Here is a 22854-nt window from a genome sequence, read left to right on the forward strand (position 1 = left end):
GCGGTGTGTCAGGTTGAGAAATATCGCCTGACACACCGCTTTCGCGAGCAAGCCCGCTCCCACATTTGATCGCATCTAGCCGAGGTTTTGCTCGGTGAGTCGCTGTACCACCAGCCGCCGGTAATGCGAAGGCGTCATGCCCTTGAGTTGCTGGAAGCGCCGGTTGAAGTTGGAAATATTGTTGAAGCCCGATTCGAAGCAGACATCGGTCACCGGTTTGTCGCCATCGGCGAGCAACTCGCAGGACTTGCTGATGCGCAGGCGATTGACGAACTCGATGAAATTGCGCCCGGTGGCCTGTTTGAAAACCCGGCTGAAATAAGTCGGTTTCATGCCCAGGTGTTTGGCGACTTCCTCCAGCGTCAAGTCCCGGGCGTAATGGGCGAAGATGTAATCCACCGCGCGGTTGGTGCGATCGATGTTGTGCTCGTCGGCCAGTTGCGGGGTCGTGGCACCAGAGAGCAATTGGTAGTCGTCGGTGGCGGCGAGCAATTCGAGCAGGATAAAGAAGTGCCCGAGCCGGGTAATGCCGCTGGTATCGGCAATGCGCTGCATCAACTGCATGGCTTGGGCAATGGTGTGCTTGCTGCGAAACTCGATGCCGTACTGCGCGCGTTCCAGCAAGGGTGCCAGGGTCTTGAGCTCGGCGAACACTTGATAGGCGCTGTCGAACAACTCGTCGGTGAAGTTGACCAGCATGTCGCGCTTGGGCACCACTTCGTCCTGGGCCACCTGGCTGATCCAGTTGTGGGGCAGGTTGGGGCCCGTCAGGAACAGGGATTGCGGATAGAAGTTGCCGATGTAATCGCCAATGAACACCTTGCCGGAACTGGCGACGATCAGGTGCAATTCGTATTCCTTGTGGAAATGCCAACGCACCAGCGGGCAGGGAAAACCATGCTGGCGGTAAATGATGGACAAGCCATTGTGGTCGTCCATCAACTCATAGGAAGGATCGGTGACTCTGGCAATACGGGGCATGTCGATACACTTTTCTTGTTATCGCGTCCTGATCATGCCTCTTGTGGGGGGGCTAATGCCAGTTGTCGATGTCGCGAAACCTGACAGGAGCTTTTTCGGCTTTCGGGACTATCTGGCTTTTCTGGCTTTTCTGGCATTTATCAAGCTCGCGCTTCGGCAGTAGGCAACCAGTTGCGACTCCTCCATGAAATCGACATTGATAATGTTGCACCTTTCGCTTCGGTTGTGGGAGGCGGGATCAAACCAGTTATCCAGTTCATCATGGATATCGACGGGGCCTCCAACCTTTGAGTAGCTTGTGGCGGACAGTGACCACAAGCTGGTACGGGGAGGTGGCGTCCTCAACACGTTCGTGATGTGCTGCTCCAGTTCCTTGACACTCGTGTCGCCAATCCCGCTCCATTTGTGTTCGATTTTCTTGCAGAACCAGTCGGGATTTAAATCCGGATGTTGTTGGGCCGTTACCAGAACTCGCTGCTCGCCGCTGATTTTCTTAAGCACGCCAAGTGGCAGGCCTCTATTGCCGGTAGGGATTATTCTCTCGCCAAGATAACGGAGCATCATCTCGTTGAAGAGTGCGTAGTCGAACAATTGTTGCCCGCCCTTGAGTTGATGAAAATCCAGAATCACAAACTCGTCAGGGTTATCGCGCAAAAACAGATTCACAGCAGCAAATAAATCTAACACGTTACGAGATGAGCGATAGCCATTGTGCTGGAATCGGAATTTTTCAAACTCTATGGCCGGGCCGTCAAAGTCCAGTCGTAAATCGAGTACGCGTGAACCGTTGTTGAGTTGAGTTGCGAACGAATCGTGCTGGCAGGCCAGCCAGTGTGCGCCGGGGATCAGTGGATAGCTCGCTTGCAAGTCGCACCCTGCATTGTGCGTGCCGGGCAGTGTAAGTTCACCAAGCGAGAGGTTATCGATTTCCGGTGTAGCGCTCATCCAGTTATTGAGTGCGTAATCGTCTCGGGTCGTATTGTTCATTAATGCGTCCTTGCATTGATTGATGAATAACAAGTTGCGCCAAAGTAGTGTTGGTTGAAGGCGATTAATTATTTTGTCGTGGGGCGCGCGCGGTCAATCATCAACTTCATACGGGATGTTGGGTAGCGGCAGGCCAGCGAGTGCCGGTCCTGCGCACTTTGCTATTTTCTCGACTCGATCATGTCCCGTGCAGTGAAGGGCCGTAAACGGCCTTCATGCTGCTGGCACTCCAGCAGTAACGGACAATTTCAGATGTGTCGAAAAAGTCGGTATTGATGATGCTGCAACGCGTCACCCAGTCTCCGGTGGTATTGAACCAGTCGTTGATCTCTTCTTTGATATTCCTTGGCCCGCCAAATAGCGTGTACGCAGTTGCCGACAATGACCACAAAAATGTGTCGTAAGGCGCATCTTCCAGGGTTTTCGCAATATAGGTCCGCAGAATGCCGGAACTGGTGAATGTACTGTCGCGCCATTTGTGGGGGATGCGCGGCCAGAAATAGTTATCGTCCAGACCAGGCCTGAACTGCGCTGCCATGACAATTCGCCGACTTGTACTGGAACGCTTGAGTTCGCCCACGGTGGCATACCTGTTGGCGGGAAGGACGACCCGCATCCCGAGTCGCCGCACCAGTTGGTCGTTGAGCTTCTTATAATCGAAAGGCTTGCCGCCATCCCTGAGTTCATGAAAGTCCAGTACGAGGAATTCATCCGGGTTGTGATCAAGAAACGACAGCACTGCCTCGATCAATTCGTCCAGTACCCGACCAGAGCGATGGCCGCTGTGCTGAAAGTAAAAAACCGGTTTCGGATCTTCCGCGTATTCGAGGCGAATATCGAAGGCCCGTGCGCCATTGGCCAGTTGCCAGGCAAATGAATCGCTCTGGCAAGTAGTCCAGTTACCGGTCACATCATCAAAATCAGGTGCTTTTTTGTCCATACCGGCGTTATGGGTGCAGGGCCAGACAATATCGGTGAGTTTTAATCTGTCTACGTCGAGGATGTTGCTCATCCAGTTCTGTTTGTAGATAAATTCCGTTTTTTTGACTGTCATGGTTGTTCCTTTGTCTGAATGCACTGGCAACCCGAAGGCTTCAAGTTCAAGGCATCCCGAAACTATCCGGAGTGACAAAGGTAGGGGTGTTACTTATCTACAGCGTCGCGGTGCCTTGAATATGTTAGCCACCCTGAAATGCAAAACGCCGACAGAATTCAGTGAGTATCCTGTCGGCGTTTAGATGGGGATATGGACGAGCGCTACAAGGTTTGTGCTTGATTGCGATTTTTTTCCTCGATCCATTGCGCCATGTACTGGGTACTTTTGTGTTGATGATGGCGCAACATGCTGCCGGTAAAGTTATCGCGCCTGATCTGTGGCAGATACCTCTGGCATTCGATCAGCCTTTCGATCAACGCAGGGCCATGGGTGGACTGCGGGTAGCGGCTGGTCAATAGGTGACGGGCCTGGGTCTGGGCGACAAGCCACTGCGCCTTGTCCTGATAAAGCCGCACGGCGCTGTCGGCGAACTCGCGCGCCGTACGGGTTATGGCACCGGGCCAGGGCTCTTGATCGTGCATGGCTTCCGCGCCCACTGGCGTGGTGACATTGGGTGTTCCACAGAGCATCGCATCGACGATCTTGCCTTTGATGCCGGCACCGAAACGCAGCGGTGCCAGGCACACCCGCGTCTTCGACATCACCTGCAAGGCATCTTCTGCCCAGTTCAGCACATGAAAGCCCTGTGCCGCGTTGTGCAGGGCAGTGGCCTTGGGCGGGGTGTACGCGCCATAGATATGCAACTGCGCATCAGGCAATTGCGCGCGAATCAGCGGCCAGATCGCGGTTTTCAACCAGAGCACCGCATCCCAGTTGGGCGCATGGCGAAAGTTGCCGATGTGCAGAAAATGCGCGCGATCTTCGTACTCTACTGGCGCGCCGGCCGGAAGATCGACCATCAACGGACACCAGTGCAGCAGGTTACGCGGAAACCTGAATTGCTCGACCAGTAACTCGATTTCCACTTCGGAAACCATCAGCGTCAAATCACAACGATAAAACGAGGCGATCTCGCGCTTCGCCAGATCGGTATTGGCCATGTGCTCGAACTCTTCACGCGACGCCGGGGCGAACAGGTCGCTGAAGTCATTGTTGTCGTCACTGGCTTTCAGGCGCTCCTTGAGTCGTTGATGCCGGCCCTGCCTTAGGCTTTGCAGATCGCAGCTTTCGAGCACGCGCAAGGCATCGGGACAATACTTCTCGACCCGCCAACCGAACTGTTCCTCCATCATGAATTGATCGAACAACACGATGTCCGGCGCCAGTTCACTGATGAATGCGTCGAAACTGCTGTTGTTCAGCTCGATGGGGACTTCGTCAATACCCAGCGCCGTCAGGTCTGCCCGTTGCTCGCCGAAGCCTGCCGGGCTGCTGAACGTGATGTCCCAGCCTTGTTCCAGGAAAGTGTCGAGAATCTGCATGACATGCCCGCTGGCCGCGGAAGAGCGAGGCTCGGGCCAGACGTAACCAATGACCAGGACTTTGGTTGCGCGGGGCAAAATCATGTACGGGAATTCCTTGAAGCGAAGACAGGGCAGGGACGAAAAAGATGCGCATTAAACCATAGCGCAGCGCAGGGTCACCCGAGAATGGCTTTGACATTGTCGCGCAACTGATCAATGGAGAAGGGTTTGCCGATCACGTGCATGTCGACAGGGACTTCGATGCTTTCGGCATAGCCGCTGGCAAACAGGATGGGCAGGTTGGGGCGTAACGTACGGGCGAGGATGGCCAGTTCGCGGCCGTCCATGACCGGCAGGCCGACATCAGTCATCATCAGGTCAATGTGTTGGCTCGCGTCCTTAAGCGTCTCCAGCGCCTGTTCGCTGCCATTGGCTTGCAGCACCTTGAATTCCAGTTCTTCGAGTACGTCAACGATCAGCATGCGCACGATGGCATCGTCTTCGACGACGAGGATGGTGGAGGCGTTGGCGGATGACATGGTCGAATTCCTGAAAAGATTGGCATTGCCGGGCGCTGGAAATCACCGGGCTCTTGTATGAGTAAGTGGCGGATCCCGACAAGTTCCCTGCGTGATGGAGAAAGGATTGTCGGTGCAGGCCAGGCAAGGATAACGCGGGCGCAGCGCATTTAGGACCTTGCGCGCAAACATGTCAGATAATTGGATCAATGTACCAGTTTTGGGGCAAACTCCTTGCATTCTGACAGTTCGACAAGGCCTGCCCCATGACCTCAGCGTCCTCGGTTGATGAGCAACGATTTCGTAAACTGCTGAGCCGCAACATCAGCCTGCCCTTGGGTCTGGGTCTCATCAGCGCCGTGTTCTTCGTGTCGCTGATCACCTATTTACTGTCGACGATCCAGTGGGTGGAGCACACCGACCGAGTGATCAATAACGCCAATGAAGCGGTCAAGCTGACCGTGGATCTGGAAACCGGGATGCGCGGTTTCCTGCTCAGTGGCGACGAACACTTCCTCGATCCCTACGAAACCGCCAAGCCGCGCATCGCCGTGGAGCTCAACTCCTTGCTCGAACTGACCGCCGACAACCCGGCGCAGACTGATCGCTTGCTACGGTTACAGGCCTTGCAACAGGAGTGGACCCACTACGCGCAATCGTTGATCGATTTGCAGCGCAGCGGCGGCGATTATCGCGCCGTGGTCAAGGCCGGACGCGGCAAACGCCTGACCGATGAAATTCGCAAGCAGTTCGAGGCGGTGATCGACGCCGAGCAACAGTTACGCGCATCGCGCAATGATGAAGTGCGCCGTACCACAATCATGAGCATCAGCCTCTACCTGTTGTTCATCGCCGGGGTCAGCGGGTTGCTGGCATATGTCGGGCGCCGCGACTTGATGACCCTGTCGCAGAACTACGGCGTCAACCTTGCCGCCCAACAGGCCAGCGCCCATCGTCTGGAGCAACAGGCCTGGCTGCGCAACGGCCAGACCGAACTGGCCGAGCAGGTGCTGGGGCAATTGAGCCTGAGCATGCTGGGCCGCAACATCCTGCAATTCTGCGCGCAGTACCTGGGCAGCGCCGTGGCGGCTATTTATGTGCGCGAAGACCACGGCGGCCTCAAACGCATTGCAACCTACGGGTTCTCTCGCGAACAGGAGGAGCGTGAACAGCAGATCTGCAGCGACGAAGGCATTGTCGGCCAGGTGGCGCAGCAGGCACGGCTGATTCGCCTGGACGAGGTGCCGGGAGACTACTTCAAGGTCAGCTCTGGCCTTGGTGACGGGTTGCCCCGCAGTGTGCTGGTGGTACCAACCAGCGACGACGAGCGGGTCAACGGCGTGATCGAATTGGGCTTTCTGCGTCCACTGACGGACCGTGATGTTGAATTACTCGACTTGATAGCCGGCAACATCGGCACCTCGATCGAGGCGGCACGCTATCGCCAGCGTTTGCAGGAGGTGTTGGCCGAAACCCAGCAGCTCAATGAAGAATTGCAAGTCCAGCAGGAAGAGCTCAAGACCGCCAACGAAGAGCTCGAGGAGCAGTCGCGGATTCTCAAGGAGTCCCAGGCGCACCTGGAAACCCAGCAGGTGGAACTGGAGCAGACCAACGAACAGCTCGCCGAGCAGGCAGAAGTACTGGCCGAGCAACGCGACGCCATGGATCTGAAGAATACCGAACTCAATCAGGCCCAGGTCCAGCTCGAAGAACGCGCGATAGAATTGCAGCGCTCGAGCAAGTACAAGTCGGAATTCCTCGCCAACATGTCCCATGAACTACGCACGCCGCTCAACAGCTCGTTGATCCTGGCCAAGTTGCTGGCGCAAAACCAGGAAGAAAACCTCACTGCCGAGCAAGTCAAATTCGCCGAGTCGATCTACTCCGCTGGCAATGACTTGCTCAACCTGATCAACGACATTCTGGATATTTCCAAAGTCGAGGCCGGCAAATTGGAGATCCGTCCGGAGAACACCAGCGTGGCGCGGCTGGTGGACGGCTTGCGCGGCCTGTTCCAGCCATTGGCCACGGACAAGCAACTGGATTTCCAGGTGGATATGCACGACGGTGCGCCGCTGATGCTGTTCACCGACCGCCAGCGCCTGGAGCAAGTGCTCAAGAACCTGCTGTCCAATGCCGTGAAGTTCACGGAAAGCGGCAGCGTCAGCCTGTCCGTCGCCACGGTGCCGAACGACGGCATCGCGTTCAGCATCCGCGATTCCGGGATCGGCATCGAGGTCGAGCAGCACGAAAGCATCTTCGAAGCGTTCCGTCAGGCCGATGGAACCACCAACCGGCGTTACGGAGGCACCGGGCTGGGATTGTCGATCTCCCGTGACCTGGCGGCCTTGCTCGGCGGCTCCATCAGCGTGAGCAGCACGCCGGGGCAGGGCAGTGTATTTACCCTGGTCTTGCCACAGCAATACATGGACCCGGGCGATGTGCCTGTCGAGCCGATGCGTGCCACTCCCGTCGCGGCGCCGAGGGTATCGCCGCCCACGTTGTCGCCACTGGTGGCCGAAGTCGACATTGCGCGTTTCGACGATGATCGCAACAAGGGGCCGTTCACCACCCGCTGCATTCTGGTGGTGGAGGATGAGGCGAATTTTGCCCACATCCTCTACGACCTGGCCCATGAACTGGGTTATCAGTGCCTGGTGGCCCACGGAGCCGACGAAGGCTACGAGCTGGCCAAGGCGTTCATCCCCGATGCGATCCTGCTGGACATGCGCCTGCCGGATCATTCCGGCCTGACCGTGCTGCAACGCCTGAAGGAGCACGCCGAGACCCGGCACATCCCGGTGCATGTCATTTCAGTCGAGGACCGGGCCGAGGCGGCGATGCACATGGGTGCCATCGGCTATGCGGTCAAACCGACCTCCCGCGAGGAACTCAAGGACGTGTTTGCACGTATCGAGGCCAAGCTGACCCAGAAGGTCAAGCGTGTGCTGCTGGTTGAGGACGACGACTTGCAGCGCGACAGCATTGCCCGTCTGATCGGCGACGATGACATCGAGATCACCGCCGTTGGCCTGGCGCAGGAGGCGCTGGACCTGCTGCGCACGTCGGTCTTCGATTGCATGATCATCGACCTCAAGCTGCCGGACATGCTCGGCAATGACCTGCTCAAGCGCATGTCCACCGAAGACATCTGCTCTTTTCCGCCGGTCATCGTCTATACCGGGCGCAACCTGACCCGCAATGAAGAGGCCGAACTGCGCAAGTATTCGCGTTCGATCATCATCAAGGGCGCACGCTCGCCAGAGCGGTTGCTGGATGAGGTGACGCTTTTTCTGCACAAAATCGAATCACGGTTGTCCGATGAGCGGCAGAAGATGCTCAAGGTCGCCCGCAGCCGCGACAAGGTCTTCGAGGGCCGCAAGGTGCTGCTGGTGGATGACGATGTGCGCAACATTTTCGCCCTCACCAGCGCCCTGGAGCAAAAGGGCGCAGTCGTGGTCATTGGCCGCAACGGCCGCGAAGCGATTGAACGACTCAATGAGGTGCAAGATATCGATCTGGTGTTGATGGACGTGATGATGCCGGAAATGGATGGCTTTGAAGCCACCGTTGAAATCCGCAAGGACCCGCGCTGGCGCAAGCTGCCGATCATCGCGGTGACGGCCAAGGCCATGAAGGACGATCAGGAGCGCTGCCTGCAGGCCGGCGCCAACGATTACCTGGCCAAGCCCATTGACCTGGATCGCCTGTTTTCGCTGATTCGGGTGTGGTTGCCGAAGATGGAACGGATCTAGTGGAGCGCAATTTTTCAATGGAGCGAAACAGCGAAATCGAGTTGCGATTGTTGATCGAGGCGATCTATCTCAAGTACAGCTACGATTTTCGCGATTACTCCGGCGCTTCGATCAAGCGCCGGGTCAACCATGCGTTGAGCCAGTTCGAGTGCAATACCATCTCGGCGTTGCAGGAAAAAGTCCTGCACGATCCCGCTGCGTTCATGCAATTGCTGCAATTGCTGACCATTCCGGTCAGCGAGATGTTTCGCGACCCCTCGCACTTCCTGGCTATCCGCAAGGAAGTGGTGCCGCTGCTGCGAACCTACCCCTCGATCAAGGTGTGGATCGCCGGATGCAGTACCGGTGAAGAGGTGTACTCGATGGCCATTCTGTTACGCGAAGAGGGCCTGCTGGACCGTACTATCATCTACGCGACCGACATCAATCCGCGCTCGCTGGAAAAGGCCAAGCAAGGGATTTTCTCGATGGAAAACGTCCGCGCCTACACTGTCAATTATCAGCAGGCCGGTGGCCAGCGTTCGTTTGCCGACTACTATACGGCGGCCTATGGGTACGCGATTTTCGACAAGACACTGCGCGAGAACGTGACCTTCGCCGATCACAGCCTGGCGACGGACAGCGTATTCTCGGAAACTCAATTAATTTCATGTCGTAACGTATTGATTTATTTCAATAAAACACTTCAGGATCGAGCATTCGGACTGTTTCATGAGTCCCTCTGCCATCGCGGTTTTTTGGTGCTGGGCAGTAAGGAAACCCCGGATTTCTCAGCCTTCGGCAATCAGTTCGAGCCGTTGGTCAAACAAGAACGGATTTATCGAAAATCATGAACAGTGCAGCGAGCTTACCGGCGATCGAAGCGATCGTGATCGGTGCTTCCGCCGGTGGCGTCGAGGCGCTGTTGAACATTCTCGCCCCGCTGCGCGAAGGCTTTGCACTGCCGATCATTGTCGTGCTGCACATGCCGGACGAGCGCCGTAGCCAACTGGCGGACGTGTTTTCCCGCCGGGTTGCCCTGCCGGTGCAGGAGGCATGCGACAAGACCCCGGTCGAGGCCGGAACGCTGTATTTCGCCGCCCCCGGTTATCACCTGTCGGTGGAGCAGGACCGCAGCTTTTCCCTGAGCCTGGAGCCTCGCGTGCATCATTCGCGACCTGCCATCGATTACCTGTTCGAATCGGCCGCCGATGCGTACGGCGCCAATCTGGCTGCGGTATTGCTCACCGGCGCCAACTGCGATGGCGCGCGCGGCCTGACCCTGGTCAAGCAGCGCGGCGGCATGACCGTTGTGCAAGACCCGCAAGAGGCTCAGGTCGCCACCATGCCCCAGGCCGCGCTGGATATGCACCAGCCGGACCACATACTTCCCGTACGCGGCATCGGCCGTTTGCTTGTCGAGCTGGAACGAATCGCATGCTGAGTAATATCAAGGCCAAACTGCTGATCGTGGACGATCTGCCGGAGAACCTGCTGGCGCTCGAGGCGCTGATCAAGCGTGAAGACTGTATCGTCTACAATGCGCTGTCCGCCGACGAAGCCTTGTCCCTGCTGTTGCAACACGAATTCGCCTTGGCCATCCTTGATGTGCAGATGCCCGGCATGAACGGCTTCGAGCTGGCCGAGCTGATGCGTGGCACGGAAAAGACCAGGAATATCCCGATCGTTTTCGTCAGCGCCGCCGGGCATGAACTGAACTACGCGTTCAAGGGCTATGAAAGCGGTGCCGTGGACTTCCTGCACAAGCCGCTGGACATCCAGGCGGTCAAGAGCAAGGTCAGTGTGTTCGTCGACCTGTATCGCCAGAGCAAGGCGATGAAGGAACAAGTGCTTGCCCTTGAACAAAGTCGCCGCGAACAGGAGACCCTGCTCAAGCAACTGCAAAATACCCAGCTGGAACTGGAGCAGGCGGTGCGCATGCGCGATGACTTCATGTCCATCGTCGCCCACGAAGTGCGCACGCCGCTCAACGGCCTGATCCTTGAAACCCAGCTGCGCAAGATGCACCTGGCCCGGGACAACGCCGCCGCCTTCACCCTGGACAAGATGCATGCGATGGTCGACCGCGACGAGCGGCAGATCAAAAACCTCATTCGTTTGATCGAAGACATGCTCGATGTCTCGCGCATTCGCACCGGCAAGTTGTCGATCCGGCCGAAACGCGTAGACCTTTCGACGCTGGTTCGCGACTTGTTGCACAACTTTTCCCAACAGATCGATGCCGCCGAAGCGTCGGTCTCGCTCGATACCGCGCAACCGGTGATCGGAAACTGGGACGAGTTTCGTATTGAACAGGTCATTTCCAACCTGTTGACCAACGCCTTGCGCTACGGGGCCAAGAGTCCGATTTCGGTGAAGGTCTACATTGAAGGTGGCCAGGCGCTGGTGGACGTGCAGGATCAAGGGATCGGTATCAGCGAGGCAAACCAGAAGCGGATCTTCCAGCAGTTCGAGCGGGTATCGGCCAGGCACGCCGTTGCCGGGCTGGGCCTGGGGTTGTTTATTTCAGAACAGATTGTGGCCGCCCATGGCGGTACTATTACCGTCCAGAGCAGGATTGGCGAAGGCGCCTTGTTTCGCGTTTGTCTGCCGCTGTAGGAAAACAGCCAGGTAAACGCAACCTCTGATCGACCCCACGGTCGTATCAGCAGCAATTGACCGAACAAAGGCTTCCCCATGAGCGAAGATGCACAAGATGTAGTACTCGTCGTCGAGGACGATCCCTCGATTCTGATGGTGCTGTACACTTATCTGTCGGGCGAGGGTTACCGCGTATTGCGGGCCGAAAACGGCGAGCAGGCTTTCGAGATCCTGGCGAGCAAACCGCACCTGGACATGATGATCACTGACTTCCGCCTGCCCGGAGGAATCTCCGGCGTGCAGATCGCCGAGCCCGCCGTGAAGCTGCGACCGGAACTCAAGGTGATTTTCATCAGCGGCTATGCCCAGGAAATCCGTGAGACCGACAGCCCGATCACGCGCAAGGCGCCGATCCTGGACAAACCCTTCGATCTGGATAAGTTGCAGGAATTGATGCAGGACATGCTTTCGTAGGCATTCAGGCGCCGATCATCTCCCTGACCTTCGCCGTCAACAGGTCGAAGGTACGCGGCTTGGTGATCATCCCAGCGCGCACCGCCGCAACGGGCTACCTGGACATTTGCCCCTTGGCCAGGACGACGGTTCAACGAAATTTCAGTCAGGGGTCATAGCCCTTGTTGCAACGCCGGATCATCGGGGTTCATCTGTTCGAGTTGGGCCAACAGGATCTGCACGTTCTGCAACTGCCCGCTTTCCTTCCAGTAATTGATCAGCAGCACCCGGGCCTTGCGATCGTTCGGATGGCGCTGAACGACTTCCTGTAACTGTTTCTGTGCCGCTTCGAGCTCCTGCTCACCGTGCAGTGTGGTGGCCAGGTCGTAGCGGTAATCCCGGTTGTTGGGCTCCAGTTCAACGGCCTTGGACAGGCCGAGCAGGGCGAATTCGCTTTGCTCGTGATGCAGCAGCCACAGCCCCAGAGCGTGTTGCAGATAGGCCGAGTTGGGCTGTGCTTGCAGTTGCCTGGCCAACAGTTGCCGGGCGGCGTCGTTCTGGCCCTGTTTATCCAGCACCTCGATTTGCAGCACCAGCGCCGGCAGATTGTCCGGCGCCAGGCGCAGGGTGTTGTCCAGCGCCTGTTGCGCCTCGTTGAGTTCGGCATTGTGCAAGTGCAGCCGGGCCAGTTGGTATTGGTTCTCGGCGCTTTGCGGCTCGCTCTTGAGCACTTGCTCCCAGGCATCGATGGCTTGTTCCAGAGGTCCGAAATACAAACCCAGTTCATCCGGGGACAACCCCAACAGCGCGTTGATCGCCGCCAGCCGCACGCTTTGTTCGCTGTCATCGAGCAATGGTCCCAGCAGCAGACTGCGCTGGCCGTTCGGTACCAGGCCACTGATGCTCCTGATCGCCGCGATACGCACGTCGGGCGACTCGTTCTGCAAGTCGGCATCCGCCAGCTTCAGGGCCACCGAGCTTGGATAGTTGGGCAGCTCGGCATGCAACCAGATACGACGTTTGGGGGACAGGTCCGGACGGGCCAATTGCTGATAGAGCACCCGCGCGGCACCCGGTTGACCGGCCCGGGCAGCCGCCAGCGCTTCGCTGTAGCCATGCTGGATGGCTTCGGGAACCACTGGGGTGGTATCGCGCAGGGAAAACCATGCAAGGCCGATGACGAGCAGGGCGAAGAGACTGATAAACAGAATGCGGCGGGACTTGGGCATGCAGAATCCGGAAGCTGGCAAGCTATTGCAAAAGCGCCAGCTTCGGTCAGCCACGGCCTTGAGTCAAACCTTGACGACGTTCTCGCGCGATTCAAACCGTTGAACAGCCTTTCAGCCGACAATCAATGGACCGGCAAGCTGCGTCGACAGCAAAACCTGTCGAGGCACTGCGGCAGTGACTACGCTTGCTGGAGGTGTCTCGACGAGTGTTCCCATGCAAGGGTTGTTGCAGTACTTCAAGGCCATGCTCAACCCCGGGCCCGGGGTGTTGCTGTTTGCCTTGAGAACCATCGCGGCCGGGCTGTTGACCCTGTACCTGGCGTTCCTGTTCGATCTGGACCAGCCCAAATGGTCGATCATGGCCGTGGTCATCATCAGCCAGCCCCTGGGCGGCATGGTGCTGGCCCGCAGTTTTGGTCAAGTCATCGGCACCACCATGGGGGCGGTCGTAGCGGTGGCAATCATGGCGATTTTCCCCCAGGCACCGCTGCCTTTCATCACCACCCTGGCCCTGTGGCTGGCGCTGTGCACCGCTGGTGGCACGCTGTTGCGCTACACCAGTTCCGGGGCATTCGTGCTCAGTGGCTACACCGCCGTGGTCATCGCGTTGCTGGCGATTCCCAATCAGGATGGCACCTTTTTGCTGGCGGTGACGCGCCTCACCGAAACCTTGCTGGCCGTCGCCTGCGTGTGCGTGGTCAGCCTGCTCACCGCCAGGCCGGAAGCCGTGGCCCGGGATTACTTCGCCAGGATCGATCAAATCACCCGGTTGCTGGCCACCCATGCCGGCGCCGTCATCCGTACCGAAGAGAGCGAAGCGGATTTCCAGCAGCGGCAAATGCAACTGTTGGGTCAGATCAGTGGCCTGGAGGGCGTGCGCCGGCACATGTACTTCGATGCGCCTCGGCTACGCAGTGCCAATGGCCTGGTGCAACTATTAGGCAACCAACTGGTGTTGTTGACCGCACGGCTGACAGCTCTGCGCCATCAGCGGCTGTTGTTGACCGAGCGCTGGGAGGGTGAGTTGCCTGAAGAGATTCAGCGGTTACGCGCCGAAGAGCTGGCCTTTCTCGATGAACTGGCGCAGAAGGGGCGTTCGCTGTCCAGTGACCAGCGCCATCATTTCACGTCGCTGCAACAACGCTTTGATGAGTTGGCGTACAGAGCCGAACAATTGACCGAGCCGCTACCGGCCACCTTGCGTTCCCTGGCCTGGTCGCTGCGCTGGGAGCAAGCGCGTCTGCTGCAGCAACTGGAGCAGATTCTGGAATTGAGCGATGCAATCCAGAGTGGGCGACCCGCCAGCAGCGTGTTTCGCGGGCGGGAAAATCCGTTGCACCTGGACTTCACCCTGGCGACCATGAATGCCGTCCGGGCCTTTTCCGCGCTGTTGATTGCCGGCCTGATCTGGATCGAAACCGGCTGGGACGGTGCGCGAGGCGCAATGGTGCTGGTGGGAGTCCTTTGCTCGTTGATGTCGACGTTTCCACGGCCGCTGCTGGCCGTTCAAAGCTATGCGAGGGGATTCGGGCTGGCATTGGTGGTCTCGGCGCTCCTTGAGTTCATGTTTGTCCCGATGATCAGCAATTTCGAGATGCTTGCCTTGTTGCTGGCACCCTTGCTCTACGCTGCCGCGGTGGGGCTGGCCAGCCCACTCACCACAGGTACCGGCATGGGCCTGGGGCTCACGACTTTTCTGTTGCTCGGCCCGTTGAACGTGGGGATTGGGCAAAACACCGCCATCCAGTGGTTCGAATTTGCCGGGGCCTACACCTGCGCGACCGTGCTGGCCTTGAGTGTCTACGCGCTGATCTTTCCGTTCAGGCCGGATTTGCGCATGCGCCGGCTCCACAAAGAGAATGGCGAGCAGGTGTACGCCTTGCTGAAAACCTCGGCGACCGATGAACAGCAGTTTGCCTTCGAGAGCCGCATGGTTGATCGCCTGACCATGATGCTGGGGCTTCTGCCGGCGACCCGGGAGCCACAATCGCGGGAGCTGTTTCAAGTCAGCCTGGCCTGTATGGCACTGGGCATTGCCTTGAATCAGCTCAGGCAGCAGGGGCAGAACAACGCACTGCTGAGCCCTGACCTGCAAAGTCGCCTGTTTTCGACGGTCCGGGAAACGGGAAGGCTGGTCGCCGGCCGGCCCGGGGTCGAAGTGGCGCAGGTGCTTGATAGCCTGCACACCCTGGGTGACGATCTGGATGCTCTGCATACCGATGTCCATGAGCACTTGTGGTCGGTGTTCCGCATGCGTGTGGCGCTGTTGATCGTTGTGTCGTTCGTCGAACGCTATCGCGGCTACTTTCAACCCTCAGGCGATGAAGGAGACCCCGTCCTTGCCCATTGATCTGGAAGTGGGTGGCGCCTATCTGCCCCCGATTGCCCAGGCGCTGCTGCTGGGCTTGCCGATTTTCCTGCTGCTGGACTGGACGTTGCGGCGCCTCGGCGTGCTGCAGTTTGTCTGGCACGAGGCGTTGTTCGAAGGCGCGCTGTACGCCTGCGTCTGCGCCACGTTGATTCTGGTCATGGGAGCCTGATGCCATGAAGAACATCCTTTCCCGACTCTCGACGGTAGCGGTGGTACTGCTGGCCTTCATCCTGGGCTGGTTCGCCTGGGAGCATTACACCCGCGCGCCCTGGACCCGGGATGCCCGGGTGCGTGCCGATGTGGTGACCTTGTCCGCCGACGTTTCGGGGCGCATCGTCAGCCTGGCCGTGCAGGACAACCAGCATGTGAACAAAGGACAGGCGCTGCTGGAGATCGATCCGGCGCGCTACACCCTGGCAGTGGAGCATGCCAGGCGTGCGGTGGAGGTGGCGAAGGCCTCGCTGGGGCAGGCCCAGGCGGCCATCATCGCCAGCGAAGCATTGCTCAAACAACGTCAGAGCGAGGAGCAACGGCGGCGCACGCTCAAGGATCGCTCGGCGATTTCCGGTGAAGAGTGGGAAAAGGCCAACACCGATGTGTCGGTGGCCCAGGCCGACTTGCTGCGTAACCAGGCAAATCTGGTGTTGGCCCAGGCCAACGTGCAACTGGCTATTGCGGCCTTGACCCAGTCCGAGCTCGACTTGCAGCGTACCCATGTCGTCTCCCCGGTGACCGGCTATGTCACCAATCTGCTGACCCGGGAGGGCGACTACGCCTCGGCCGGCGGTCCCTTGCTGGCGCTGGTGGACAGCGAATCGTTCTATGTCAGCGGTTACTTCGAAGAAACCAAGTTGCCGCGGATCGGGGAGGGCGACCGGGTCAGGATCGAGTTGATGAGCGGCGAAACGTTCGGCGGCAAAGTGCAGAGCATTGCCTTCGCCATTGCCGACCGGGAAAACCTGCCGGGCGGCCGCCTGCTGGCCAGCATCAACCCCAGTTACACCTGGGTCAAACTGGCGCAACGGGTGCCGGTGCGGATCGAGATCGATGCCGACTATGCCGGTAAAAACAACCTGAGGGCCGGGACCACGGCCACTGTGACCGTCCAGGAAAACCATCGGACTGAAGATCACCGCTAACCCTTGTGGGAGCGGGCTTGCTCGCGAAGGCGGTGTGTCAGGCAATACATATGTTTACTGACGCACCGCCTTCGCGAGCAAGCCCGCTCCCACAGGGAACTGTGGTGGTTTCAGTATTGTGTCAAGGCAAAAAAAGCCCCGCGACCGAATGAGACGCGGGGCTAAGGAACTGGTTGGTTGCGGCCAACCAAAGGAGCGCTTCAGAACCGTATTACTTGCTGGCGACCGTCTCCGGCTGCCAGCCGCCACCGAGGGCCTTGTAGATCGCGACGATGCCGCGATACAGGTCGACCTCAGCCTGGGCCTGGGTGTCTTCGGCGGCCAGGCGTTCACGCTGGGCGTCGAGCAACACGAGGAAATCGGCCGTGCCTTCGCGGTAGCGGATTTCCGCCAGGTCGGCGGCCGAGCGGCTGGACTCGCTCTGGCGAATCAGCGAGATCAGGCGTTGTTGGCGTTTGCCGTAGTCGCTGAAGGCGTTTTCCGATTCTTCCAGGGCCAGCAACACTTGCTGCTCGTAAGTCGCCAGGGCGCCTTCGGCATCCGCGTCGGCGCCGCGCAAACGGGCCTTTACACTGCCCAGGTCGAACGCCGCCCAGGTGATGCTCGGGCCCAGTGCCCAGGCGTTGGCCGCCGAGGAACCGATCTGCGAACCGCGCCCGGCCGTCCAGCCGAGGAAGCCGCTGAGGCTGACCCGTGGGAACAGATCCGCTTTCGCCACACCGATCCGCGCGGTGGCCGAGGCCAGTTGGCGTTCGGCACTGCGAATGTCTGGACGGCGTTGCAGCAGTTCACCCGGATCACCGATCGGCAGGGCCTTGGCAATCGCCGGCAGGTCTTTCGGGCTCAGGTCCACGGTCAGCTTGTCCGGGCGTTCACCCAGCAGGGTGGCGATGCGGTTTTTCTGCCGGATCTGTTCGGCCTGCAATTGCGGAACGCTGGCTTCGACCGACGCCAGTCGCGCATCGGCGCGCTCTACATCGAGCTGATCGCCAACACCGGCATCACGCAGGCTGATGGTGATCTTGCGCGACTCCTGCTGGTTCTCCAGGTTGGCCAGGGCGATTTTCTCCCGCAGTTGCGCGCCGCGCAGTTGGCCGTAGGAATCCACCAGTTCGGCAATCATGGTGACTTGCAGTTGGTACAGGTCTGCCTCGAACGCCTGTTGCTCGGCGTTGGCCGACTCCAGATTGCGCTGGATGCGACCGAACAAGTCGATTTCCCAGGCCATGTCCAGGCCCAGGTCATAGCGCTCGCTGTTGACCCGGTCGGTGGTCTGGCCCGGAATCTGGCCTTTGCCCAGGTCACTGCTGACGCGGCTGGTGATGGTTGGCATGGCGTCGTTGCTGACGTCATCGCGGATCGCCCGCGCGGCTTTCCAGCGGGCGAAGGCGACGCGCAGATCACGGTTGCCTTGCAGGGATTTCGTCACCAGCTGGTTGAGGGTCGGGTCATCGAACTGCTGCCACCAGATGCCTTCGAAACGCGAACGGTCAAAATTCTTTTGGCCGGCGGCGCCATCGGTGACGGCCGTGATGTTGGCCGCCTCCGTCGTTGGCGTCTTGTAGTCCGGACCTACGGCACAGGCACTCAGGGCAAGCACCAGCAGGCTCGGCAGGAAGGCTTTCAAACTCATCAATGCGACTCCAGCTTCAGGGTGGCCTTGGCAGCTTTGCGTGCCTGGCCGCGCTCGACGAAGTTACGGATCAGTACGTAGAACACCGGCGTCAGCAACAGACCGAAGAAGGTCACTCCGAGCATCCCGGAGAACACCGCCACACCCATCGCATGACGCATCTCGGCACCGGCACCGCTGGAGAACACCAGAGGCACAACACCCATGATGAACGCGAAGGAGGTCATCAGGATCGGCCGCAGACGCAGGCGGCAGGCTTCCAGGACCGCCGCCAGCGGGTTGAGGCCTTCCAGCTGTTTGTCCTTGGCGAACTCGACGATCAGGATCGCGTTCTTACAGGCAAGCCCCACCAATACGATCAGACCGATCTGGGTAAAGATGTTGTTGTCGCCACCGGAAGCGATCACACCGGTGATGGCCGACAGCAGGGTCATCGGTACGATCAGGATCACCGCCAGCGGCAGGCTCCAGCTTTCGTACTGGGCCGCCAACACCAGGAACGCCAGCAGTACGCAGAGCGGGAACACGAACAGCGCGGTGTTGCCGGACAGAATCTGCTGGTAGGTCAGGTCGGTCCATTCGTAGGTCATGCCGTTGGGCAGTTCTTCCTTGAGCAGTTTCTCGATGGCTTTTTCGGCCTGGCCGGAGCTGTAGCCGGGGGCTGCCGCACCGTTGATTTCAGCGGTGATGAAGCCGTTGTAGTGCATCACGCGGTCCGGGCCCGAGGTGTCGCTGACCTTGATGAAGGTCGCCAGCGGGATCATCTCGCCTTTGTTGTTACGCACCTTCAACTGGCCGATCTGATCGGATTCGAGGCGGAACTGCTGTTCGGCCTGAACGTTGACCTGATAGGTGCGGCCAAAGCGGTTGAAGTCGTTGGCATACAGCGAGCCCAGGTAGATCTGCAGGGTGTCGAAGATGTCGCTGACGGCCACGCCGTGGGTCTTGGCTTTTTCCCGGTCGATGGCGGCATCGACCTGTGGCACGTTCACCGTATAACTGGTGAACAGGCCGGCCAGTTCCGGCACGCTGTGGCTCTTGGCGATGATGTTCATGGTTTCCTTGTACAGCTCTTCGTAGCCCAGGTTGCCCCGGTCTTCGATTTGCAGGCGGAAACCACCGATGGTGCCCAGGCCTTGTACCGGCGGTGGCGGGAAGATCGCCATGTAGGCTTCCTGAATGTTCGCGTACTGGCCGTTCAAGGCACCGGCAATCGCACCGGCGGACATGCTCGGGTCTTTACGTTGGTCGAACGGTTTCAGGGTCACGAACACGATGCCGGCGTTCGGGCTGTTGGTGAAGCCGTTGATCGACAGGCCCGGGAAGGCCACGGCACTTTCCACGCCGGGCTGTTTCAGCGCCAGGTCGGACATGCGCTTGATCACGTCTTCGGTGCGGTCAAGGCTAGAGGCGTCCGGCAGTTGCGCGAAGGCCACCAGGTATTGCTTGTCCTGGCCGGGCACGAAACCGGTCGGGGTGCTGGAGAAACCGAAGAAGGTCAGGACCATCAAACCTGCGTACAGCAGCAGGGCGATACCGCTTGAGCGGATCACGCGGGCAACGGTGCCGACGTAACCATGGCTGGCCTTTTCAAAGAAGCGGTTGAACGGACGGAACAACCAGCCACCGAAAATCTTGTCCAGCACCCTGGAGAACCGGTCTTTCGGTGCGTCATGGCCCTTGAGCAATACGGCGGCCAGGGCCGGCGACAGGGTCAGGGAGTTGAAGGCCGAGATCACCGTGGAAATCGCGATGGTCAGGGCGAACTGCTTGTAGAACTGGCCAGTCAGACCGGAAATGAACGCCGCCGGAACAAACACCGCACACAGCACCAGCGCCGTGGCAATGATGGGACCGGTCACTTCACGCATGGCGCGTTTGGTGGCTTCGACCGGGGTCAATCCGAGTTCGATGTTCCGCTCGACGTTCTCCACCACGACGATGGCGTCGTCCACCACGATACCGATCGCCAGTACCAGGCCGAACAGCGACAAGGCGTTGAGCGAGAAACCGAACAGATGCATCACGGCGAAGGTACCGATCAGCGATACCGGCACAGCGACCAATGGAATGATCGAGGCGCGCCAGGTCTGCAGGAACAGGATCACCACCAGCACCACGAGGATCAACGCTTCGAAGAGGGTGTGAACCACCGCCTCGATGGAGCCGCGCACGAAGATCGTCGGGTCATAGACGATGCTGAAGTCCATGCCTTCGGGGAAGGTCTTCTTCAGCTCGGCCATTTTCTCCCGAACTTCGTTGGAGATTTCGATGGCGTTGGAACCCGGACGCTGGAAGATCGGGATCGCCACTGCCGGCTGGTTGTTCAACAGGGAACGCAGGGCGTACTGGCTGGAGCCCAGCTCCACTCGGGCGATGTCCTTGAGGCGGGTGATTTCACCGTTGTCGCCAGAGCGAATGATGATGTTCTCGAACTCTTCCTCATTGACCAGGCGCCCCTGAGTATTGACCGACAACTGGAAGCTCTGGGCATTCGGGGCCGGGGGCGCACCCAGGGCACCGGCCGCCACCTGGCGGTTCTGTTCACGAATCGCGGTGACCACATCGGTGGCGGTCAGGTTGCGCGAAGCGGTCTTGTTCGGATCGAGCCAGACACGCAGCGAGTAGTCGCCCATACCGAACAGTTGAACGTCACCGACACCGCCCAGCCGCGCCAACTCATCCTTGATATTCAGGATCGCGTAGTTGGACAGATAGAGCATGTCGTAGCGTTTGTCCGGCGAGGTCAGGTGCACCACCATCGTCAGATCGGGCGACGCCTTGTCCACGGTGATACCGATGCGTGTCACTTCCTCGGGAAGCTTCGGCTCGGTGCGGGTCACACGGTTCTGCACCTGCACCTGGGCGTTGTCCAGGTCAGTACCCAGGGCAAAGGTGATGGTCAGGGTGATCTTGCCGTCGGCGGTGGATTGCGAGGACATGTACAACATGTTCTCGACGCCGGTGATGGCTTGCTCCAGGGGCGCGGCCACGGTTTCGCCGATGACCTTGGGGTTGGCGCCCGGGAAGTTGGCGCGGACCACCACGGTCGGCGGCACCACTTCCGGGTATTCGCTGATCGGCAGCTGGAACAGCGAGATCGCACCGGCGATCAGGATCAGCAGCGAAAGAACCGCTGCGAAGATCGGCCGCGAAATGAAGAATTGGGAAAAATTCATCGTAAAAATCCCTTAACCGCGTGGGGTCGTGGCAGCCAGTTTCACAGCCGTACCTGGCGCAACCTTGGCAGGCGCGACTTGGGGCAGGTTGCTGGCTTCCAGCGCTTGGCGTTGTTGTGCGAGTGCCGCGAGGGTCTGTTCACTGGCCATCGGAATCACTTCAGGGGTGACCGGTGAGCCAGGACGTACCCGTTGCAGGCCCTTGACGATGATGGTGTCGTCCTTGTTCAGGCCGTTGCGCACGATGCGCAGGCCTTCGATCTTCGGCCCCAGCTCCACCGCGCGGTAGGCGGTCTTGTTGTCGGCATCCATCACCAGCACGAACTTCTTGCCCAGGTCGGTACCGACGGCTTCATCGTTGATCAGCATGGCGCTGTAGGTGCCGCTACCCACCAGTTTCAGGCGTGCATAGAGACCGGGGGTGTAGCTGCCATCGCTGTTGTCGAACACGGCGCGACCACGGATGGTGCCGGTCTTCGGGTTGACCTGGTTGTCGACAAAGTTCATCACGCCCTGGTGCGGGTTGCCCTCCTCGTTGGACAGGCCCATGTAGACCGGGGTGGTGGCGCCGCGCTTGCCCTGGCGAGCGAGCTCGGTGTACTTGAGAAACACGCGCTCGTCCGCGTCGAAGTAGGCGTACACCTTGTCGGTGGAGACCACGCTGGTCAGCGGGGTGGTATCGGCGGTGACGAGGTTGCCGGCGGTGATTTCAGCACGGCTGACGCGGCCGGCGATTGGAGCCGTCACGCGGGTGAAGCTCAGGTTCAGCTTGGCCAGGTCCAGCTGTGCCTGAAGAGCACCGACGGCGGCGCGGGCTTCCTGTGCAGCGCTGGTACGCGAATCGGCGAGCTCTGCGGAAATGGCGTTGCTGGTACGCAGGCGCTCACCGCGCTGGGCTTCGTTTTCGCTACGGGTGGCGTTAGCGCGTGATTGTGCAACCAGGGCTTCGAGGCGGCGGACCTCTGCCTGGAACGGACGCGGGTCGATCTGGAACAGCAGGTCACCTTTCTTGACCAGGGCGCCTTCAGTGAAGGCCACTTCATCGATCTGGCCGGAGACCCGTGGACGAATCTCGACGGTTTCCGGCGCTTCGAGGCGACCGGTGAATTCGTCCCATTCGTTGACCGGTTGTTCCAGCACCTTGGCCACGCTGACCTTGGCCGCTGGCATGCTGGCGGCGGTTTCCGGGGCCTTGCCGCACGCGCTGATCACCACGACGGCCAACAAAGCCAACGGGAAGCGCAAATGTTTGAGTGACTGTTCCATGGATGCATCCGCCAATGTGTTGAGATTGGCGAATGATGCGCGGCGGGTTTGTATCTCACGAATCGAATGGGGCGAAGGTAACTATCATCCGGAATGATATAAGACCCCAGACAGCCCTCTAGCCTGCGCCTTGCGTTCGGTCGTCATCAACTGGATTGATGACAATTGTATGTTGCATTGGATGCAATAGTCAGACTTGGAACCGTGTCGCGGCCATCGCGAGCAAGCTCGCTCCCGCAGGAATCTTCGTCGTTCCCAAATCCCTGTGGGAGCGGGCTTGCCCGCGAAGAGGCCAGCAGCCTT

Annotated in this window: 17 protein-coding genes; 8 read left to right on the forward strand and 9 right to left on the reverse strand. The window is 59.3% G+C overall.

Annotated features, from left to right (window positions below):
- Positions 1-75: 75 nt before the first annotated feature.
- The 5 genes from AC07W4_RS18330 to AC07W4_RS18350 form a co-directional block, all read right to left on the reverse strand.
- Positions 76-981, reverse strand: coding sequence for a helix-turn-helix domain-containing protein (locus AC07W4_RS18330; RefSeq protein WP_495033427.1), 906 nt, complete (start codon positions 979-981; stop codon positions 76-78).
- Positions 982-1089: 108 nt separating this feature from the next.
- A complete protein-coding gene (locus tag AC07W4_RS18335) occupies positions 1090-1968 on the reverse strand; it encodes a phosphatidylinositol-specific phospholipase C domain-containing protein (protein WP_495033428.1) in 879 nt (292 codons plus the stop codon).
- A gap of 178 nt (positions 1969-2146) precedes the next feature.
- Complete coding sequence (locus AC07W4_RS18340; RefSeq protein WP_495033429.1) at positions 2147-3022, reverse strand: phosphatidylinositol-specific phospholipase C domain-containing protein; 876 nt, start codon at positions 3020-3022, stop codon at positions 2147-2149.
- Positions 3023-3225: 203 nt separating this feature from the next.
- Positions 3226-4530 (reverse strand): glycosyltransferase, encoded by a 1305-nt coding sequence (locus AC07W4_RS18345; RefSeq protein WP_495033430.1) that lies wholly within the window; start codon positions 4528-4530, stop codon positions 3226-3228.
- Between the two features lie 74 nt (positions 4531-4604).
- On the reverse strand, positions 4605-4967 hold the full coding sequence (locus AC07W4_RS18350; protein ID WP_008053668.1) for a response regulator: 363 nt from the start codon (positions 4965-4967) through the stop codon (positions 4605-4607).
- Positions 4968-5212: 245 nt separating this feature from the next.
- Between AC07W4_RS18350 and AC07W4_RS18355 the strand changes: the two genes are divergently transcribed.
- From AC07W4_RS18355 to AC07W4_RS18375, 5 genes are all read left to right on the forward strand, one after another.
- Positions 5213-8701, forward strand: a complete 3489-nt coding sequence (locus tag AC07W4_RS18355; RefSeq protein ID WP_495033431.1) for a response regulator — start codon at positions 5213-5215, stop codon at positions 8699-8701.
- Positions 8702-8718: 17 nt separating this feature from the next.
- Positions 8719-9534, forward strand: a complete 816-nt coding sequence (locus tag AC07W4_RS18360) for a CheR family methyltransferase (protein WP_008053665.1) — start codon at positions 8719-8721, stop codon at positions 9532-9534.
- Complete coding sequence (locus AC07W4_RS18365) at positions 9531-10124, forward strand: chemotaxis protein CheB (protein WP_495033432.1); 594 nt, start codon at positions 9531-9533, stop codon at positions 10122-10124. Before AC07W4_RS18360 ends, AC07W4_RS18365 begins: the two co-directional genes overlap by 4 nt.
- Positions 10118-11299 (forward strand): hybrid sensor histidine kinase/response regulator, encoded by a 1182-nt coding sequence (locus AC07W4_RS18370; protein ID WP_495033433.1) that lies wholly within the window; start codon positions 10118-10120, stop codon positions 11297-11299. The genes AC07W4_RS18365 and AC07W4_RS18370 overlap by 7 nt, the downstream gene beginning before the upstream one ends.
- 78 nt (positions 11300-11377) lie before the next feature.
- Positions 11378-11755: a response regulator gene (locus tag AC07W4_RS18375; RefSeq protein WP_495033434.1), complete on the forward strand. Its 378-nt coding sequence runs from the start codon at positions 11378-11380 to the stop codon at positions 11753-11755.
- A 152-nt stretch (positions 11756-11907) separates the two neighbouring features.
- Here AC07W4_RS18375 and AC07W4_RS18380 read toward each other — a convergent pair whose 3' ends face one another.
- Positions 11908-12963 (reverse strand): tetratricopeptide repeat protein, encoded by a 1056-nt coding sequence (locus tag AC07W4_RS18380; protein WP_495033435.1) that lies wholly within the window; start codon positions 12961-12963, stop codon positions 11908-11910.
- 214 nt (positions 12964-13177) lie between these two features.
- On the opposite strand from AC07W4_RS18380, the gene AC07W4_RS18385 reads away from it, so the two are divergent.
- Genes AC07W4_RS18385 through AC07W4_RS18395 form a run of 3 tightly spaced genes read left to right on the forward strand, consistent with a single transcriptional unit; the run spans position 13178 to position 16473 of the window.
- Complete coding sequence (locus tag AC07W4_RS18385) at positions 13178-15313, forward strand: FUSC family protein (protein WP_495033436.1); 2136 nt, start codon at positions 13178-13180, stop codon at positions 15311-15313.
- The gene (locus tag AC07W4_RS18390) at positions 15303-15503 is read left to right on the forward strand and encodes a DUF1656 domain-containing protein (protein ID WP_032829912.1); all 201 of its coding nucleotides are present in this window, start codon (positions 15303-15305) and stop codon (positions 15501-15503) included. The genes AC07W4_RS18385 and AC07W4_RS18390 overlap by 11 nt, the downstream gene beginning before the upstream one ends.
- A 4-nt stretch (positions 15504-15507) precedes the next feature.
- Positions 15508-16473: an HlyD family secretion protein gene (locus tag AC07W4_RS18395; protein WP_008053651.1), complete on the forward strand. Its 966-nt coding sequence runs from the start codon at positions 15508-15510 to the stop codon at positions 16471-16473.
- A 211-nt stretch (positions 16474-16684) separates the two neighbouring features.
- Here the strand turns inward: AC07W4_RS18395 and AC07W4_RS18400 are convergent, their stop codons facing one another.
- The 3 genes from AC07W4_RS18400 to mexE are packed head-to-tail and all read right to left on the reverse strand — an operon-like array spanning position 16685 to position 22551.
- Positions 16685-18106, reverse strand: coding sequence for an efflux transporter outer membrane subunit (locus tag AC07W4_RS18400; protein ID WP_495033437.1), 1422 nt, complete (start codon positions 18104-18106; stop codon positions 16685-16687).
- Positions 18106-21285 carry an efflux RND transporter permease subunit gene (locus tag AC07W4_RS18405; protein ID WP_495033438.1) on the reverse strand — a complete coding sequence of 1060 codons (3180 nt, stop codon included), beginning with the start codon at positions 21283-21285 and terminating at the stop codon, positions 18106-18108. The genes AC07W4_RS18400 and AC07W4_RS18405 overlap by 1 nt, the downstream gene beginning before the upstream one ends.
- A 12-nt stretch (positions 21286-21297) precedes the next feature.
- Positions 21298-22551, reverse strand: coding sequence for a multidrug efflux RND transporter periplasmic adaptor subunit MexE (gene mexE, locus AC07W4_RS18410; RefSeq protein ID WP_495033439.1), 1254 nt, complete (start codon positions 22549-22551; stop codon positions 21298-21300).
- Between the last annotated feature and the right edge of the window lie 303 nt (positions 22552-22854).

It is taken from the genome of Pseudomonas sp. GW821-FHT02A08 (assembly GCF_059422045.1).